The following is a 16742-nucleotide window of genomic DNA, read 5'->3' as shown; positions in this document are numbered from 1 at the left end:
CGGGTCACTCCGCGCGCGCCTTGCGGCGAGCCGAAGGCTTGCGCTCGGACGGCTTGGTGACCGGCTGGCCGGCCTCGACGAGCGAGGCGCGGCGGGCGGCACCGAAGTCGGCGAGCGCGTCGACGAGCTCCTCGACGTCCGGGCGGCTGGCCAGGACGTCGACGCGCAGGCCGTGCTCCTCAGCGGTCTTCGCGGTGGCGGGTCCGATGACGGCGATGATCGTCGAGGTGTGCGGCTTGCCGGCGATGCCGACCAGGTTGCGCACCGTCGAGGACGACGTGAAGACGACGGCGTCGAACTTGCCGGTCTTGATCGCGTCGCGGGTCTCGGGCGGCGGCGGGGCCGCCCGGACGGTGCGGTACGCCGTGACGTCGTCGCACTCCCAGCCCAGGTCGATCAGGCCGGCGACCAGGTTCTCGGTCGCGATGTCCGCGCGGGGCAGGAAGACCCGGTTGATCGGGTCGAGCGCCTCGTCGTACTCGGGCCAGTCCTCAAGGAGGCCGGCCGCCGACTGCTCGCCGGAGGGCACCAGGTCGGCGCGCAGGCCCCAGTCGCCGATGGCCCGGGCGGTCTTGTCGCCGACGGCGGCGATCTTCAGGCCGGAGAAGGCACGGGCGTCGAGGCCGTACTCCTCGAACTTCTCGCGAACCGCCTTGACGGCGTTGACCGAGGTGAAGGCGATCCACTCGTAGCGACCCTCGACGAGGCCGCGGACGGCCTTGTCCATCTGCTGCGGGTTGCGCGGCGGCTCGACGGAGATGGTGGGGACCTCGTCGGGCACGGCGCCGTAGCCGCGCAGCCGCTCGGAGAGCGAGCCCGCCTGCTCCTTGGTGCGGGGCACCAGGACGCGCCACCCGAAGAGCGGCTTGGTCTCGAACCACGAGAGCGTCTCGCGCAGGTCGACGACGTCACCGACGACCGTCACCGCCGGCGGCGCCATCCGGGCCGCGCGGGCGTCGGCGGCGATCCGCTCCAGGGTGGAGGCGACCGTGGCCTGCTCGGTGGTGGTGCCGACCCGGGTCATCGCGACGGGGGTCTGCGGCGAGCGGCCGGCAGCGACGAGCGCCTTGGCGATGTCGCCGATCTGGCCGACGGCCGAGAGCAGGACCAGGGTCCGCTTGCCGGCGTACTGGCTCCAGTCGACCTTGTCGCCGCAGGTCACGACGGCGACCTCGCGGTGGTCCTTGGTGGTCAGCGGGATGCCGGCGTACGCCGGAACCGCGTTGACCGACGAGACGCCGGGGACGATCTCGAAGGCGAGGCCGGCCTTGACGCAGGCCTGCGCCTCCTCGGGGCCGGAGGCGTAGAGGAAGGGGTCGCCACCCATCAGGCGGACGACGCGCAAACCGCGCTTGGCGTGCTTCACGACGACCTTGCCGCGCGCGGCGTGGGTCAGCGGCTGGCCGTCCTCGCCGAAGCCGCCGTCGACGATCTCGGGGCCGACCGGCTCCGTGACGTCCTCGGTGGGCACCGGCAGGCCGAGGACCTGACGGATCAGCTCGGCGTGCTCGGGCACCTCGGTCACGACGACGTCGGCGCGCCGCAGCAGCTCGACGGCGCGGACGGTCAACAGGCCCGGGTCGCCGGGGCCGCTGCCGACGAACGACACCCAGCCGCGCGGCTGGTCCGGGTTCGGGCTGGTCTTGGCACGGGTCATGCGTTCTGCACCTTGTCTATGTTGCTGGTCTGCGTCAGGTCTGCTGCGCCGTCGGCGAGCATCTCCTTCGCGAGCCGGTCTCCGACGCCGGCTGCGTCGGCCGGGTCCCCGGTGGCGGACATCCGCACCGAGAGCGCTCCATCGGGTGAGAGCGCGATCGCCCGCACCCAGAGCTCCTCGCCGTCCTCGCCCTCGGCCACCTCGGCCAGGGCTCCGATCGGCGCGGAGCAACCTCCTTCGAGCGTCGCGAGCACCGCTCGCTCCGCCTCGACCGCGGCCCGGGTCCGCGGGTCGTCCAGCACCTCGCGCAGCTGCGCGGCGAGGTCGTCATCGGTCCGGCACTCGACCGCCAGCGCGCCCTGCCCGGGGGCCGGCAGCATCTGGAGCGGGTCGAGCACCTCGGTCGCCTCGTCGACCCGGTCGAGGCGGGCCAGGCCGGCACGGGCGAGCACGACGGCGTCGTACTCACCGGAGCGGACCTTGGCGATCCGGGTGTCCACGTTGCCGCGCACCCCGACCACCTCGACGCCGAGGCCGAGGGCGTGCAGCTGGGCCGCGCGCCGCGGCGAGCCGGTGCCGACGCGGCTGCCGACCGGCAGCTCGCCGAGCGTCAGCCCGTCGCGGGCGACGACCACGTCACGCGGGTCCTCGCGGGTGGGTACGGCGGCGAGGGTGATGCCGTCGGCGGCGTACGTCGGCAGGTCCTTGAGCGAGTGCACCGCGACGTCGACGCGGCCGTCGAGCAGGGCGTCACGCAGGGCGCTCACGAAGACTCCGGTCGACGAGGAGCCGACGAGCGAGGTGCCGGCAGCCTGGCTGCGGTCGCCCTCGGTGGCGATCTCGACCAGCTCGACCTCGCGGCCGAGGCGCTCGGCGATCAGGTCGGCGACCAGGCGGGACTGGGTCGTGGCCAGGACCGAGGCACGGGTCCCGACACGCAGTGCCGTCCCGCGGGGGGCCGTCTCCTGGGGGGCACTCATGACAGGCCCTCCGGTCGGGTCACGGCGTCGACGGCCTCGGGGTCCAGGGCGAAGAGCTCGGCGAGCGCGGCGGCGTAGGAGACCGCGCCGGACTCGTTGGCCAGCTCCTTGACCCGCACGGTCGGCTCGTGGAGCAGCTTGTCGGCGACCCGGCGGACGGTGTGCAGGACCTCGGCGCGGGTGGCGTCGTCGAGGTCGGGCAGCCGGCCGGCGAGCCGGTCCATCTCGGCGTCGACGACGGAGGTCGCCATCGAGCGCAGCGCCACCACCGTGGGCGTGACGCTGGCCTGGCGGCGCGCGGAGAGGAACGCCGCGACCTCCTGGGTCACGATCCGGCGGACCGCCTCGACCTCGCGACCGGCGTCGGAGTCGCGCAGCTCGCGGGCGAGCTCGGCGAGATTGATCAGGGTGACGCCGGGCAGGTCACCGGCGGCGGGGTCGACGTCGTGGGGCAGGGCCAGGTCGACGATCGCGAGCTCGCGTCCGTCGGTGGTCGCGGCAGCCACCATCTCGGCCGTCACGATCACGCCGGTCGAGCCGGTGCAGGAGACCACGACGTCGGCGTTCGCCAGCTCGTCCGCCACGTCGGTCAGCAGCGCCGAGCGGGCGCCGTACTCGTCGGCGAGCCGGACCGCGTTGCCCGCGGTGCGGTTGGCGACGGTGACGCTCGCGGCACCCCGGCGCGACAGGGTTGCCGTGGCCAGGCCCGCCATCGCACCGGCGCCGAGCACGAGGGCGCGCTTGCCGGTCAGGTCGCCGACCGCGGTGTGGCTGCGGTCGAGCGCGGCGGAGACCAGCGTCGGCGCGGCGTGGTCGATGTCCGTCTCGGCGCGGGCCCGCTTGCCGACCCGGAGGGCCTGCTGGAAGAGCACGTTGAGCGACGGGCCCACCGTGCCGATCTCCTGGCCGGCGCTGAGGGCGTCGCGGGTCTGGCCGAGGATCTGGCCCTCGCCGACGGCCATCGAGTCGAGGCCGGCGACCACCTGGAAGAGGTGGGAGACGGCGCCGTCGTCGTAGTGGACGTAGAGGTGCGGGAGCATCGCCTCGGTCGCCTCGCCGGCCCGGTCGATGAGCAGCTTGGAGACCTCCTCGACACTGCCGTGGAAACGGTCGACGTCGGCGTAGATCTCGAGCCGGTTGCAGGTCGAGATGACCGTCGCCTCGGTGACGTGCTCGGACGCCGCGACGTCGTCGATGAGCTTGTGGACGCCGTCGGCGTCGAGGGCGACCCGCTCCAGGAGCGAGACCGGGGCGGACTTGTGGGAGATCCCCACGACCAGGACGCTCACGCTGTGGCCGCCTTCCGCTGCTCGTGGTAGGCCAGGATCTGCAGCTCGATCGAGAGGTCGACCTTGCGCACGTCGACCTGCTCGGGCACCGAGAGCACGATCGGTGCGAAGTTGAGGATGCTGGTGACGCCGCACGCGACCATCCGGTCGGCGACGTCCTGCGCGGCGACGGCCGGTGTGGCGATCACGCCGATGGCGACGTCGTGGTCCTTCACGATCTGCTCGAGGTTGTCGAAGGCCTGCACCTCGACGCCGGCGACGACCTCGTCGCGGCGGGCCGGGTCGGCGTCGAGCAGCGCGACGACGCGGAAGCCGCGACTGCGGAAGCCGGAGTAGTTGGCGAGCGCCTGGCCGAGGTTGCCGATGCCGACGATGACCACGGGCCAGTCCTGGGTCACGCCGATCTCGCGGGCGATCTGGTAGCGCAGGTACTCGACGTCGTACCCGACCCCGCGGGTGCCGTAGCTGCCGAGGTACGAGAGGTCCTTGCGCAGCTTGGCGCTGTTGACGCCCGCGGCGACCGCGAGCTCCTCGCTGGAGCAGGTACTGGTGCCCTGCTCGGACAGCGTGGTGAGCGCCCGGAGGTAGACGGGCAGCCGTGCCACCGTTGCTTCGGGAATGTCCCGAGAGCTGTCGGATGACGTACGTGCGCTCACTGAGTTGCCTTCTCCATAGCCGGGGGGCTGCTGGGCCGTCGTCGGGCGCACTGGAACGACTCGTTCCGGAGGGCCCGGCGGCTCGTTCACTGTAGGAGTTTGTGAACGGGAGAACAAAACGAGAGCGGGTCCCCGAGCCCGCGGAACTAGCACATGTGACATGGCCCACGCCGAGCGGGTCGGTCAGCCCGGGCTCAGCCGGTCAGCGCCGCCCGGAGCCGCTGCTCGTCGACCCGCCAGAAGTCGTGCTGCCGGCCGTCGACGAAGGTCACCGGGATCTCCTCGCCGAACCGCTCCTGGAGCGCCGGGTCGCCGTCGATCGAGACCTCGGCGTACGCCTCCCCCAGGTCGGCGCAGACCCGCTCGATCACCAGGCGCGCGTCGTCGCACAGGTGGCAGCCGGGCCGGGAGTAGAGGGTGATCCGCGGATCGCTCATCCGGGGCTCCTCACTCGAGGAGGCCGAGCGAACGGCGCCGCTCGATGCCGCGGAGCCGGCCCTTCTGGACCTTGCCGGTGACGGTGCGCGGCAGCGCGTCGACGACCTCGATGCGGGACGGCTGCTTGAAGCGCGCGAGCCGGGTGGCGCAGTGCTCACGCACGGCGGCGGCGACCGCGTCGGGGTCGCCGTCGACCGTGCGCACGTAGGCGACGACCGCCTCGCCGGTCTGCTCGTCCGCCACCCCGATCACCGCGACCTCGGCGACCCCGGGGACCTCCTCGATCACGTCCTCGACCTCGACGGGGTAGACGTTGAACCCGGACACGATGACGAGCTCCTTGAGCCGGTCGACCAGGAAGAGGTCCCCGGTGTCGTCGAGGAAGCCGACGTCGCCGGTGGCCCACCACCCCTCGTCGTCCGGTCCGCCGGAGCCGTCCGGCCAGTAGCCGCTGAAGAGGTTGGCACCGCGGATCTCGATCTCGCCGGGGTCGTCGCCCTCGGGCGGCTTCCCGTCGTCGTCGAGCAGCCGGATGTCGATGCCCGGCAGGGCCGCCCCGACGGAGCCGACCTGGAGCTCCTGGCTGCACAGCGTGCTGGTGACGACCGGGGACGCCTCGGTCAGCCCGTAGCCCTGGTGGACGGGCACGCCGGTGCGCTCGGTGAACTCCTGGATGACCTCGGGGCTCAGCGGCGCCGAGCCGGAGAGCATCAGCCGGACCGGGCCGAGCCGCTCCTCGAGGTCCTGCTCGCCTCGCCAGTAGGCGAACACCGGGGGCGCGACCGGCACCACGCTGCACGCCTCGTCGTCGATGATCGCCAGGGTCTCCTGCGGGTCGAAGCGCTCGACGAGCACCAGCTTGGCGCGGTGCCGCAGCACGCCGCCGAGCACGGCGTTGAGCCCGTAGACGTGGAAGAGCGGGAGCACCCCGAGCACGACGTCGTCGCCGTGCATCATCGGTGGCTCGACCTGCGCGACCTGGTCGATGTTGGCGAGCAGGGCGCGGTGGGTGAGCATCGCGGCCCGCGGCAGCCCCGACGTACCACTCGTGTAGAGCAGGGCCGCGAGCTTCTCGGGGTCCTGGAGCGGCGGCGCGGGCCGGGCGGTGTCGGCGCGCAGGTGGTCGTAGGAGCGCTCGCCCGGTTGCAGGGTCGCTCCGACCACGACCAGCCGTGGCGGGCCGTCGAGGGTCGCCACCGCCTCGCGCACCGTCACGACGGTGTCAGCGTCGGTGACGACCATCCGCGAGCCGGAGTCGGTGATCATCCGGGCCAGCTCCCCGGCCTTCGACAGCGGGTTCACGGGTACGGCGACGGCCTGGGCGCGCAGCACTCCGAGGTACGTCGTCACGAACTCGAGCCGGTTGCCGATCGCGATGAGCACGCGGTGTCCGCCGAGGACACCCGACGCGGCCAGGCCGGTCGCGACGCGACCGACCTCGTCCTCGAGCTCGGCCCAGGTCAGGCTGCGCCCCCCGGCCTCGACGACCGCGAGGCGGTCGGGGCTCTCGGCGGCCGCTCGGGTGACGAGCTCAGCCACGTCCCGGATGCCAGACATACGGGGATACTTCCACACCGCGTGGTCGCCCCGGGTGGGTCTACCCTGCCCGTGTGACGCCCCCCGACCGGAAGCCGCGACCGCGCAACCTCCAGCAGCGGTCCACGCTCGCGGGCGAGGCGGCGGCCGCCGCCACCGAGGTCGAGTCGGCCCTGACGCCGCCGCTGGACGCCAGCGCCGCCGCCTTCTTCGACGTCGACAACACCGTGATGCAGGGCGCGAGCATCTTCCACCTGGCCCGGGGCCTGCACCGGCGCAAGTTCTTCACCACCCGCGAGATCCTCGGCGCCGCGTGGAAGCAGGCCTACTTCCGGGTGGTCGGGGTCGAGGACCCCGAGCACGTCGCCGAGGCCCGGTCGTCCGCGCTGAGCTTCATCGCCGGCCACACCGTTGCCGAGCTCGAGGAGCTCGGCGAGGAGATCTTCGACGAGGGGATGGCGCACCGGATCTGGCCCGGCACCCGCGCCCTCGCGCAGCTGCACCTCGACGAGGGGCAGCGGGTCTGGCTGGTCACGGCGGCCCCGATCGAGATCGCCCAGATCATCGCGCGGCGGCTCGGGCTGACGGGCGCGATGGGCACCGTCGCCGAGCACGTGGACGGCGTCTACACCGGCCAGCTCGTCGGCGACATGCTGCACGGACCGGCCAAGGGGGAGGCCGTCAAGGCACTGGCCGCCCGCGAGGGCCTCGACCTGCGCCGCTGCTCGGCGTACTCCGACTCCCACAACGACCTGCCGATGCTCACGCTGGTCGGCGATCCGTGCGCGATCAACCCCGACCACAAGCTGCGGGCCTACGCCCGCGAGCAGGGCTGGCGGATCCACGACTACCGCACCGGTCGCAAGGCGCTCCGCGCCGGCCTGGTCGTCGGCGGGGTCGCGGGCGCCGTCTCGGGCACCGTCGCCGCGGGCGTCGCGCTGCGCGGCCGTCGGCACTGACCCGCCCGTCCCACCCTCTGGGCTTTACCGCACTGGTCTGGTCCGGGAGGAGTAACTCGCGTTTACTGGGGAATGGCTGGATGAGGAGCATCCGGGAGGGTTCGCCACATGGCACAGGTGGGGCATGACGTCGCGCGCGGGCTGGACTCGCTGCGCCGTCTCGTCGCCGAGGTGCTGCTCATGGAGCGGCCGGCGCTCGCCGGGATGCCCGGACAGGTCCCCGGGATGCTCGCGACCGAGGCCGTCACGAGCGGCCGCACGGAGACCGGCACCGGCTCCGGCGGCGGGTACGACGACTCCGACCTGGCCGCCTCCTCCGAGGAGGACGAGGCCGAGCGCGGCCGGCTGATCGCGCTGGTCGAGCTGGCCCGCGGGGGCGACGCCGAGGCGTTCGGCCTCCTCTACGACCACTACCAGGGCTCGGTCTACCGCTTCCTCTTCTACCGGACCCGGTCCAGCACGCTGGCCGAGGACCTCACCTCGGAGACCTTCTTCCGCGCGCTGCGCAGCATGAACGGCTTCCGCTGGCAGGGCAAGGACTTCGGCGCCTGGCTGATGACCATCGCCCGCAACCTCGCCACCGACCACTTCAAGGCCGGCCGGACGCGGCTCGAGATGACCACGGAGGACATGAGCCTCCACGACGACGCGACCGACGACGGCCCCGAGGGGATGGTGCTCGCCGGCCTGACCAACGAGGTCCTGATGCAGGCGCTCACCGAGCTCCCGGCGGAGCAGCGCGACTGCCTCGTGATGCGCTTCCTCCAGGGCATGAGCATCGCCGAGACGGCGGCGGTCCTGGGCCGCAGCGACGGCGCCGTCAAGCAGCTCCAGCTGCGCGGCGTGCGCAACCTCGCCAAGCTGATGCCGGAAGGGATCCGGGACTGATGCCCGGCGCCGCCGAAATCGTTTACGTGGATCGCCGATCCGCCGTAACTCCGCCGCCTCACGCGTCGTTGAGCACGACATGAACTGGGGGCCCAGGGCGCAACGACGCGCCGATGACTTCGACACCCTGGTCGAGCAGCTCTCGACCGGGCAGACCCACGACGCGAGCACCACGCGCGACGCCGAGCTGCTCCAGCTCGTCGGCGCCCTGCGGGGCGTGCCCGACCCGCAGCCGCGGCCCGAGTTCGTGGCCGACCTGCGCACCCGGCTGATGGCCGAGGCGGAGACCGCACTGGTCCCGACCGACGTCACCCGTCTCCAGCTCCCCGCCCGTCGTACGACGCGGGAGCGGCGGATCGCCGCCGTCGTCGGCGGTCTCGCCCTCGTCGGTGCCACGACCTCGGTCGCGATGGCGGCCCAGTCGGCCCTGCCGGGCGAGGCGCTCTACCCGATCAAGCGCGGCATCGAGTCCGCCCACACCAGCCTGTCCCTGGGCGAGGCACGCAAGGGCAGCACCGAGCTCGCCAACGCCGCCAGCCGCCTCGACGAGGCCACCGCGCTGACGCAGGACGGCAGCTCGTCCGACGACGACCGGATCGCCCGCACCCTGAGCACGTTCACCGACCAGGCGACGTCCGGCGCCGACCTGCTGTTCGCCGACTACGCCCACACCGGCCGTGAGGCGTCGATCGCCCAGCTGCACGACTTCGCGTCGAGCAGCATGGCCCAGCTCGCCGCCCTCGAGCCGCAGGTCCCGTACGTCGCCCGCGACGAGCTGATCGCCGCCGCGAGCACGATCGCCCAGATCGACTCCGAGGCGACGCTCCAGTGCCCGACCTGTGGCGGCACCGCCATCGACTCGATCCCGCCGACTCTCGTGGCCGCGGAGCAGATCGAGCTGCCCGCGGCGCCCTCGGCCCAGCCGACCGAGCCCGCGAGCGGCAAGCCCGCCCGCGGCGACGGTCACCAGGGTGGGAAGCAGGGCGGCAAGGGCTCCGGCACCGAGGGCGGCACGCAGCTGCCCGACGTCGGGGGCACCATCCCGCCGGGCAGCATCCTCGACCCCGGTGCGGGTGACCAGTCGACCGCACCCAACCCGGTCAAGGACCTGACCGACGGCCTCACCGGCGTGCTGACCGGCAAGGGCTCCACGGGCACGTCCGGCGGCAGCACCGGCGGCACCGGCAGCACCCCGTCGGCTCCAGCGCTCGGCGACGTGGTCGGCGGCGTCGGTGAGATCCTCCAGGGCGTCCTGGACCCGGTCACCGGGCTCCTGGTGCCCAGCACCACCCCGAAGCCCTGAGCGGATCCGCGGACGACGCGGGCTCCTACCTGAAGACCGACTGCCGCTGCATCAGCAGCGAGTAGAGCGTCTGCTGGATGGTCTCGCGCACCTGGTCGGTGACGTTGAAGACCAGCATCGGGTCGTCGGCGGCACCGGCGTCGAACTCGTCGGTGCGGATCGGCTCGCCGAACTCGAGCAGCCACTTCGAGGGCAGCGGGACCAGGCCGAGCGGGCCGAGCAGCGGGAAGAACGGCGTGATCGGGATGTAGGGCACCCCGAGGAGCCGCGCCAGCGACGGCAGGTTGCCGACGAGGGGGTAGATCTCCTCGGCGCCGACGACGGACAGCGGGATGATCGGGACGCCGGTGCGCACCGCAGCCGAGACGAAGCCGCCGCGGCCGAAGCGCTGGAGCTTGTAGCGCTCGGCGTACGGCTTGCCGATGCCCTTGAAGCCCTCGGGCCAGACGCCGACGAGCTCGCCGCCGTTGAGCATCCGCTCGGCGTCCTCGTTGCAGGCGAGGGTGGCGCCGCTGCGCCGCGCCATCGAGCCGACGAACGGCATCTTGAACACCAGGTCGGCGCCGAGCGGGCGCAGGAACCGGCCGGTCTCGTCGTGGATGGTCACCAGCGTCATCAGGCCGTCGACCGGCACCGTGCCGGAGTGGTTGGAGACCACCAGCGCGCCACCGTCGGTCGGGATGTTCTCGATCCCGCGGACCTCGATGCGGAACCACTTCTGCGCGATCGGGCGCAGCACGGCCATCAGGAAGCGCTCGGTGATCTCCTGGTCGAAGCCGTACTCGTCGACGCGGTAGTCACCGGCGACGCGTCGGCGCAGGAACGCCAGGAAGCGCGCGAGCTGAGGCTCCCAGTCGTCGCCGAACACCTCGGCGGCACCGTGCTGGATCGCGGCCAGCCAGTCGGAGGCCGGGATCCCGTTGGCCGTCGGCACCTCGGTGGTGGTCGGCGCGCGTGTGGGCTCGGTCGCCGGCCCGTCGGGCTGGGGCTTGGCCTTCGGCTTGGGCTTGGGCTTCGGCTTCGGCTTGGCGGCCGCCTTCGTGGCAGGCGCCGGCCGGGTCGCCGACTTGGGGGCGGCGGTCTTCGGCGCGAGGCCACGGGCGGCGGAGGACGGCTGGGTGCCGGTGCCGCGGCCGGGACGGCCCCGGGTTCCGATCGGGATGATCTCGGCGTCACCCATGGTCGCTCCCCCCGACGGCGGGCACGGTCTCGACCGGCGGCAGCTGCTCGGCGAGGCGGTCCAGCACCCGGCCGGTGCGACCGCCGGTGACCGGCAGCGGCTCGGCGAAGTCCGCGAACGCGGACGCCGTGGTGAACTCGGGCTCGAAGCCGAGCTGGGTGCGCATCCGGGTGGTGTCGACGCCGCGGCCGTAGGTGAGGAACGCGGTCTGCTCGGGCGAGAAGTCGGCGACCCGCGCCGAGCGGAGCACGGAGCCGACGTTGCCGACCGCGAACGGCGGCAGCGCGATCGTGGGCCGCTGGAGGCGGCGTACCGCCTGGGAGAGCATCAGCAGGCCGTCGCCGGCGACGTTGAACGTGCCCGCGATGTCGGAGTGCGTGGCGTGCCGGAGCACGGCGAGCAGGTCGCGCTCGTGGAGGAACTGGAGCCGGGCGTCATGGCCGAGGACGGTGGGGATCAGCGGCAGCCGGAAGTACGACGTCAGCGGGCTGGTGACGCTCGGGCCGATCACGTTGGCCGCCCGCAGCAGCGTCACCCGGACGTCGGGGCGCCGGCGCGCGAACCCGCGCACGTAGCCCTCGATCTCCGCGACGTCCTTGGCGTAGCCCGAGCGCGGTGGCCGGCGCGGCTCCATGTCCTCGGTGAACATGGCGGGGTCGCGGCTGCTCGCGCCGTACACGGTGGTCGTCGACTTCACGACCAGTGAACGAAGCTCGGGGGCCTTCTGGCACGCCGCCAGGAGCTGCATCGTCCCGATGACGTTCAGCTCTTTCATCGTGTTACGACCCCCGGCGCTGCCGGGGGTCGAGATCACGCTCATGTGGACGACGGTGTCGACGTCCTCCTTGACGATGATCTTCGCGATGACCGGGTTGCGGATGTCAGCGCGGACGAAGGAGACGTCACCGATGTCGCCGCGCGGCGGCACGGCGTCGACGCCGATGACCCGAGCGACGTCGGGGTCGGCTGCGGCAGCGCGCGCGTACTTGCGCCCGAGGTCACGTGAGACCCCGGTGACGAGGACGACCCTGCCGGCGCTGCCCATACGGCGAACGAGCCGCGCGGCCTACTTGCCGAGCTTGCGACGCTGGACGCGCGTCTTCTTCAGCAGCTTGCGGTGCTTCTTCTTGGCCATGCGCTTGCGCCGCTTCTTGATGACAGAACCCACAGGGAAACCTTTCAACAGCCGTACAGCTGCCCCCGGACCAGCCCGGAGGACCGGCCCAGCCTATCCGGGGATGGTGCCCCGGCAGAATCGGCCGGTCCCTCCGGACCGGGTGAGCCCTGTTGCAGCACCCTCGGGTGCCGAGTATCAGCCCTGGTTCAGCCAGCGCTGTAGAAGCTCTTGCGCAGGTACTCGTCCACGTCCTCCTCGAGGACACGGAACGAACGGCCGACCCGCACGGCGGGCAGCTCGCCGCCGTGGACGAGTCGGTAGACGGTCATCTTGGACACCCGCATCATCGCCGCCACCTCGGCAACGGTGAGGAACTTCGAGTCAGAGATGTCTCCGGAGTTGGTAGCCATCGTGCACCGATACTTTCTGTCTGACGCGCCACCGGCTTCCCCACCAGTGATCACACGCGCCGCGCATCCGTGAGAATAGAGCCTGATGTGACTCGTGGGGAAGAGGTTCACCAAAGAAACGATTGGGACACGGCGTGTCCGCTTGCGCGGATGTGTCCCCGACGTTCTACGGGAGCGGGTCGAGGCCGTGCAGCGGGAACGCCTCCATGCGGGTCGCGTGGATCGCCCGGTCCAGCCACGTCTCGGGGTCGTAGCCCTCGCGCCAGTCGCGGTACGCCGGCGTACGGCCGTCCGTGAGGCGCATCGGCGCGACCCGGCCGAGCCGCTCGCGCACGTGCTCGCGCCAGGCGCCGGGCGTGTCCAGGGTGGGCTCCAGCGGCGCACCCGAGAGGATCGCCAGCAGGTGCGACCAGGCGCGCGGCACGACGTCGACGATGGCGTACCCGCCGCCCCCGGTGGCGACCCAGCGGCCCTCGCACAGCTCGTGGGCGAGCTCGTGGACGGCGAGGTAGGCGGCGCGCTGGCCGTCGACGGTGAGCATCAGGTGGGCCAGCGGGTCCTCCGCGTGCGAGTCGCAGCCGTGCTGGGTGACCAGCAGCTGCGGCTTGAACTCGCGCAGCAGCGGCGGCACCACGGCGTGGAAGGCGCGCAGCCATCCGGCGTCCCCCGTGCCGGGCGGCAGCGCGACGTTCACGGCCGACCCGGGCGCGTCCGTCCCGCCGAGGTCGGTCGGGAAGCCGGTGCCGGGGAAGAGCATCTGCCCGGTCTCGTGCAGGGAGATCGTCAGCACCCGCGGGTCGTCCCAGAAGATCTTCTCGACGCCGTCGCCGTGGTGGACGTCGAGGTCGACGTACGCGACCCGCTCGGCGCCCTGGTCGAGGAGGCTCTGGATGCCGACCGCCACGTCGTTGTAGATGCAGAAGCCGCTCGCGCGGCCGGGCATCGCGTGGTGCAGGCCGCCGGTGATGTTGGCGGCGTGCAGCGACTCCCCGGTCCAGACCTGGCGGAACGCCTCGACGCTGGCGCCGACGATGTGCGCCGTCGCGTGGTGCATGTCGTGGAAGACCGGGTTGTCGTCGGTGCCGAGGCCGTGGACGCCGTCGTTCGCGCGCGGGTCGCGACCGGCTCGGACGACGGCCTCGATCAGCTCGGGACGGTGCACGGTGGCGATCAGGTCGTCGGACGCCATCGGCGCAGGTACGACGCGCAGCCGGTCACCCACGACGCCCAGCTCGGTCGCGAGCCGCATCGTCAGGTCCACGCGCAGCGGCGACATGGGGTGCTCGGGACCGAAGTCGTACTCGGTCAGGCTCTGGTCGAAGACGACCGTCGCCGGCCCTGAGCACTCCACCGACGACTGGGCCATGTGACGGACGCTACCGCTATGGTGTGTGGGTGCTGACGCTCCGTTCCACCCAGTGGTGGCCCGCCTGACGGCGGCCCGCCTCCCAGCACACCCTTCGACGGCCGCCCACGGGCGGCCGTTCGCCATTTCTGCCGGCACCTCCGCCCGTGGGCTCTCACTCCAGGAGAACCCATGAACCGCCAGCTCTCGCTGCTCACCCCGAGCGGCCACCTCACCCTCGGCAACCTCCTCGGCGCGCTGCGACCGATGGCCGCCCGGCAGGACGACGCCTACTACGGGCTCTCGGACCTGCACGCGATGACCTCGACCCACGACCCGGCCCTGCTGCGCGCACGCACGACGGAGATGGCCACGCTGCTGCTCGCGGCCGGACTGGACCGGGCGACGCTCTTCCTGCAGAGCCGGGTCCCCGCGCACACGCAGCTCGCCTACCTGCTCGAGTGCACGGCGTACACCGGCGAGCTCAACCGGATGATCCAGTTCAAGGAGAAGGGCAGGGGGAACGACTCGACCCGGGTCTCGCTCTACACCTACCCGGTGCTGATGGCCGCGGACATCCTGCTCTACCGGCCGACCGAGGTGCCGGTCGGCGCCGACCAGCGCCAGCACGTCGAGCTCACCCGGGACCTCGCGATCCGGTTCAACAACACGTACGGCGCCGTCTTCACCGTGCCCGCCGTCGTCACGCCGGCGGCCGGCGCCCGGGTGATGGACCTGAGCGACCCGACCCGGAAGATGAGCAAGTCCGCCGACGCCGCGGGGTCGGTCTTCCTGCTCGACCCGCCCGACGTCGTGCGCCGCAAGGTCGCGCGGGCGGTGACCGACTCGGACACGGGCACCGATGCGGTGCGCGCCGACCCCGACAAGCCCGGCGTCACCAATCTCCTCGAGATCCTGACGGCGTGCGGCGGCTCCGCCGACGGCCTGACGACGTACGGCGCCCTCAAGCGGAGCGTCACCGACGCGGTCGTCGCCGAGCTCGAGCCGCTCCAGAAGAGGTACGCCGAGCTGGCGGCGGACCCGACGTACGTCGACGGGGTCTACCGCACGGGTGCCGAGCGCTGCCGCGAGGTGACCGCTCCGGTGCTGGCCGCCGCCGAGGCGGCGATCGGGATCTAGGTCTTGAACATGTTCAAGAAATGGGCGTACTCTCGCCACATGGAGCAATTGAACACGTTCAACTCGGACGATGTCGGCGACGGCCTGACGTCGATCGCGTGCGCGGTGGGCGGGATCATCCTCATCGTGATCGCCTGCGTCATCGAGCCGAGGCTCGCGCTCGCCCTGAGCTGGCTGCTGGCGCTCGGTGGCACCTGCGTCGCGGTGGCGTCCCCAGCGCGTCGACCGGTTGCCGCCGGGCTGGCGTTCGCGGGCGCAGCACCGCCGTTCGCGATCTTCCTCTGGTTCTGGGTCGCGCTCTCGGGAGGGGCGTTCCTCGGATGAGCACCGCCAAGGCCGAGCAGACCCGGGGCGCGATCGTGGGTGCGGCGATGCGGCTCTTCCGCCAGGACGGCTACGACCGGACCACGATGCGTGCGATCGCCACCGAGGCCGGGGTCTCGGTCGGCAACGCCTACTACTACTTCGGGTCCAAGGAGCACCTGGTCCAGGCGTTCTACGACCAGCTCCAGGTGGAGCACGCCGAGGCGGCGGCCCGGGTGCTCGACGGCGATCGCGCCTTCGCCACCCGGCTCGAGGGCGTGCTGCTCGCCTGGCTCGACGTGGCGGCGCCGCACCACGAGTTCGCCGGCCAGTTCTTCCGCAACGCCGCCGACCCGCGCAGCCCGCTGTCGCCTTTCAGCGAGGAGTCCACCCCGGCCCGCGATGCGAGCATCGCGCTCTTCGCGTCCCTGCTCGACGGCTCGGACGTCAAGCTCGCGCCGACGCTGCGCGCCGAGCTGCCGGACCTCCTCTGGCTCCTGCAGATGGGCACCGTCCTCTACTGGGTCTACGACGCCAGTCCCGGCCAGGAGCGCACCCGGACCCTCGTGAGACGGGTCGTCCCGATCGTCGACCGTCTGGTGCGGCTGTCGCGGATGCCCGTCGTCCGCGGCGTCGTCGACGACGTGGTCGGCCTGATGAAGGAGCTGCGGTCATGATGCCCACGGGTCGCGGCGCCCGGCTCCTGGCCGCCGCCTACGTCGTGGCCGTGGCCGTCCTGACCGCCCGAGCCTTCTCAGAGGCCGACCACGACCACTGGGCCGCCGAGATCGCCGCGGCCGTCCTGACCCTGCCAGCGATCGTCCCGGCGCTCCCGGTGATCTACGTCGTCGGCGCGAGCGCGTGGAACGTGGGGCCGATGTGGGTCGTGACCCTCACCTTCACGCTGCTCATGACGGTCGTCGCGTGCGCCAACGTGCTGCTGCTCCGGTGGGCGTGGCGCAGCCTCAGAGGAAGGCGCGCAGCTTCGGACCGGACTCGGTCGGCAGCTTGACCGCGATCCCCTCGGCGACGGCGCGCAGGGTCCAGCCCTCACCGTCGCGGGAGATCCGGGCCATCACGACGCCGGTCTCAGGCACGCCGAGGGTCAGCGTGACCCGGGCCAGCTCGACGCCGTGGTCGTCGACCACGCGGCAGTAGGCGTTGGCGACCCACTCGAGCGAGTGGCCCTGGTAGCTGGTGACGAGCAGGAAGATCGTGTCGATCTGCCGGTGCACCTTCGCGAGGTCGACGGTGATCGACTCGTCGTCGCCCTCTCCGCTGCCCGTGGTGTTGTCGCCGAGGTGCACGACCGAGCCGTCGCGGGTCGTGGTGTTGTTGTAGAAGGCGATGTCGAAGAGCTGACCGCCGCCGAACTGCACGGCGGAGGCATCCAGGTCGACGTCGCGGTTGCCACCGCTGCTGAAACCACCCGCGCTGGGGTTCTTGTCCCAGCCCAGCCCCATCCTCAGCGCGCCACCGTCGACGGGCAGCGCCAGCTCCTGGCCCTTGGTCAGCTCGATCACGGGGCCGAGGCTACTCGG

19 protein-coding genes are annotated in these 16742 nt (G+C 72.2%); 7 read left to right on the top strand and 12 right to left on the bottom strand.

Annotated features, from left to right (window positions below):
• Positions 1–4 precede the first annotated feature (4 nt).
• The 6 genes from ACFPYL_RS04075 to ACFPYL_RS04050 all read right to left on the bottom strand — a co-directional run bounded on the left by ACFPYL_RS04075 (position 5) and on the right by ACFPYL_RS04050 (position 6559).
• Positions 5–1657, bottom strand: a complete 1653-nt coding sequence (locus ACFPYL_RS04075; protein WP_379150600.1) for a bifunctional uroporphyrinogen-III C-methyltransferase/uroporphyrinogen-III synthase — start codon at positions 1655–1657, stop codon at positions 5–7.
• Positions 1654–2637: a hydroxymethylbilane synthase gene (hemC, locus tag ACFPYL_RS04070; RefSeq protein WP_379150598.1), complete on the bottom strand. Its 984-nt coding sequence runs from the start codon at positions 2635–2637 to the stop codon at positions 1654–1656. The genes ACFPYL_RS04075 and hemC overlap by 4 nt, the downstream gene beginning before the upstream one ends.
• Positions 2634–3926, bottom strand: a complete 1293-nt coding sequence (locus ACFPYL_RS04065) for a glutamyl-tRNA reductase (RefSeq protein WP_379150596.1) — start codon at positions 3924–3926, stop codon at positions 2634–2636. The genes hemC and ACFPYL_RS04065 overlap by 4 nt, the downstream gene beginning before the upstream one ends.
• Positions 3923–4582 carry a redox-sensing transcriptional repressor Rex gene (locus tag ACFPYL_RS04060; RefSeq protein ID WP_379150594.1) on the bottom strand — a complete coding sequence of 220 codons (660 nt, stop codon included), beginning with the start codon at positions 4580–4582 and terminating at the stop codon, positions 3923–3925. Before ACFPYL_RS04060 ends, ACFPYL_RS04065 begins: the two co-directional genes overlap by 4 nt.
• 194 nt (positions 4583–4776) lie before the next feature.
• Positions 4777–5019 carry a glutaredoxin family protein gene (locus tag ACFPYL_RS04055; RefSeq protein ID WP_379150592.1) on the bottom strand — a complete coding sequence of 81 codons (243 nt, stop codon included), beginning with the start codon at positions 5017–5019 and terminating at the stop codon, positions 4777–4779.
• Positions 5020–5029: 10 nt separating this feature from the next.
• Positions 5030–6559 (bottom strand): class I adenylate-forming enzyme family protein, encoded by a 1530-nt coding sequence (locus tag ACFPYL_RS04050; protein WP_379150590.1) that lies wholly within the window; start codon positions 6557–6559, stop codon positions 5030–5032.
• Between the two features lie 71 nt (positions 6560–6630).
• Here ACFPYL_RS04050 and ACFPYL_RS04045 point away from each other — a divergent pair, with 71 nt between their 5' ends.
• The 3 genes from ACFPYL_RS04045 to ACFPYL_RS04035 all read left to right on the top strand — a co-directional run bounded on the left by ACFPYL_RS04045 (position 6631) and on the right by ACFPYL_RS04035 (position 9706).
• Positions 6631–7515 (top strand): HAD family hydrolase, encoded by an 885-nt coding sequence (locus ACFPYL_RS04045; RefSeq protein WP_379150588.1) that lies wholly within the window; start codon positions 6631–6633, stop codon positions 7513–7515.
• 108 nt (positions 7516–7623) lie between these two features.
• Entirely contained in the window at positions 7624–8403 is a 780-nt protein-coding gene (locus ACFPYL_RS04040) for a sigma-70 family RNA polymerase sigma factor (protein ID WP_379150587.1), read from the top strand.
• A 79-nt stretch (positions 8404–8482) separates the two neighbouring features.
• Entirely contained in the window at positions 8483–9706 is a 1224-nt protein-coding gene (locus ACFPYL_RS04035) for a DUF5667 domain-containing protein (protein WP_379150585.1), read from the top strand.
• Between the two features lie 25 nt (positions 9707–9731).
• Here ACFPYL_RS04035 and ACFPYL_RS04030 read toward each other — a convergent pair whose 3' ends face one another.
• The 5 genes from ACFPYL_RS04030 to ACFPYL_RS04010 all read right to left on the bottom strand — a co-directional run bounded on the left by ACFPYL_RS04030 (position 9732) and on the right by ACFPYL_RS04010 (position 13779).
• Positions 9732–10886 carry a lysophospholipid acyltransferase family protein gene (locus tag ACFPYL_RS04030; RefSeq protein ID WP_379150584.1) on the bottom strand — a complete coding sequence of 385 codons (1155 nt, stop codon included), beginning with the start codon at positions 10884–10886 and terminating at the stop codon, positions 9732–9734.
• Positions 10879–11931, bottom strand: coding sequence for an NAD-dependent epimerase/dehydratase family protein (locus ACFPYL_RS04025; protein ID WP_379150582.1), 1053 nt, complete (start codon positions 11929–11931; stop codon positions 10879–10881). Before ACFPYL_RS04025 ends, ACFPYL_RS04030 begins: the two co-directional genes overlap by 8 nt.
• A 21-nt stretch (positions 11932–11952) precedes the next feature.
• Complete coding sequence (locus ACFPYL_RS04020) at positions 11953–12054, bottom strand: 30S ribosomal protein bS22 (protein ID WP_008356322.1); 102 nt, start codon at positions 12052–12054, stop codon at positions 11953–11955.
• A 155-nt stretch (positions 12055–12209) separates the two neighbouring features.
• Complete coding sequence (locus ACFPYL_RS04015; protein ID WP_379150580.1) at positions 12210–12413, bottom strand: helix-turn-helix domain-containing protein; 204 nt, start codon at positions 12411–12413, stop codon at positions 12210–12212.
• 166 nt (positions 12414–12579) lie between these two features.
• On the bottom strand, positions 12580–13779 hold the full coding sequence (locus ACFPYL_RS04010; protein WP_379150578.1) for an acetoin utilization protein AcuC: 1200 nt from the start codon (positions 13777–13779) through the stop codon (positions 12580–12582).
• Between the two features lie 171 nt (positions 13780–13950).
• Here ACFPYL_RS04010 and trpS point away from each other — a divergent pair, with 171 nt between their 5' ends.
• From trpS to ACFPYL_RS03990, 4 genes are read left to right on the top strand one after another with little or no spacing between them, the layout of a single operon-like run.
• Positions 13951–14898, top strand: coding sequence for a tryptophan--tRNA ligase (gene trpS / locus ACFPYL_RS04005; RefSeq protein WP_379150576.1), 948 nt, complete (start codon positions 13951–13953; stop codon positions 14896–14898).
• 39 nt (positions 14899–14937) lie between these two features.
• Positions 14938–15222 carry a hypothetical protein gene (locus ACFPYL_RS04000; RefSeq protein ID WP_379150574.1) on the top strand — a complete coding sequence of 95 codons (285 nt, stop codon included), beginning with the start codon at positions 14938–14940 and terminating at the stop codon, positions 15220–15222.
• Complete coding sequence (locus tag ACFPYL_RS03995; RefSeq protein WP_379150572.1) at positions 15219–15878, top strand: TetR/AcrR family transcriptional regulator; 660 nt, start codon at positions 15219–15221, stop codon at positions 15876–15878. Before ACFPYL_RS04000 ends, ACFPYL_RS03995 begins: the two co-directional genes overlap by 4 nt.
• Complete coding sequence (locus tag ACFPYL_RS03990; RefSeq protein ID WP_379150570.1) at positions 15875–16213, top strand: hypothetical protein; 339 nt, start codon at positions 15875–15877, stop codon at positions 16211–16213. Before ACFPYL_RS03995 ends, ACFPYL_RS03990 begins: the two co-directional genes overlap by 4 nt.
• Here the strand turns inward: ACFPYL_RS03990 and ACFPYL_RS03985 are convergent.
• A complete protein-coding gene (locus ACFPYL_RS03985) occupies positions 16167–16724 on the bottom strand; it encodes a TerD family protein (protein ID WP_379150568.1) in 558 nt (185 codons plus the stop codon). The two genes, ACFPYL_RS03990 and ACFPYL_RS03985, sit on opposite strands and share 47 nt — an antisense overlap.
• Positions 16725–16742: the final 18 nt, after the last annotated feature.

The organism is Nocardioides hankookensis, assembly GCF_042658885.1.
GTDB classification, from domain to species: Bacteria; Actinomycetota; Actinomycetes; order Propionibacteriales; family Nocardioidaceae; genus Nocardioides; species Nocardioides hankookensis.
Note: the sequence above shows the minus strand (reverse complement) of the source record. Positions and strands in the feature narration are given on the sequence as shown.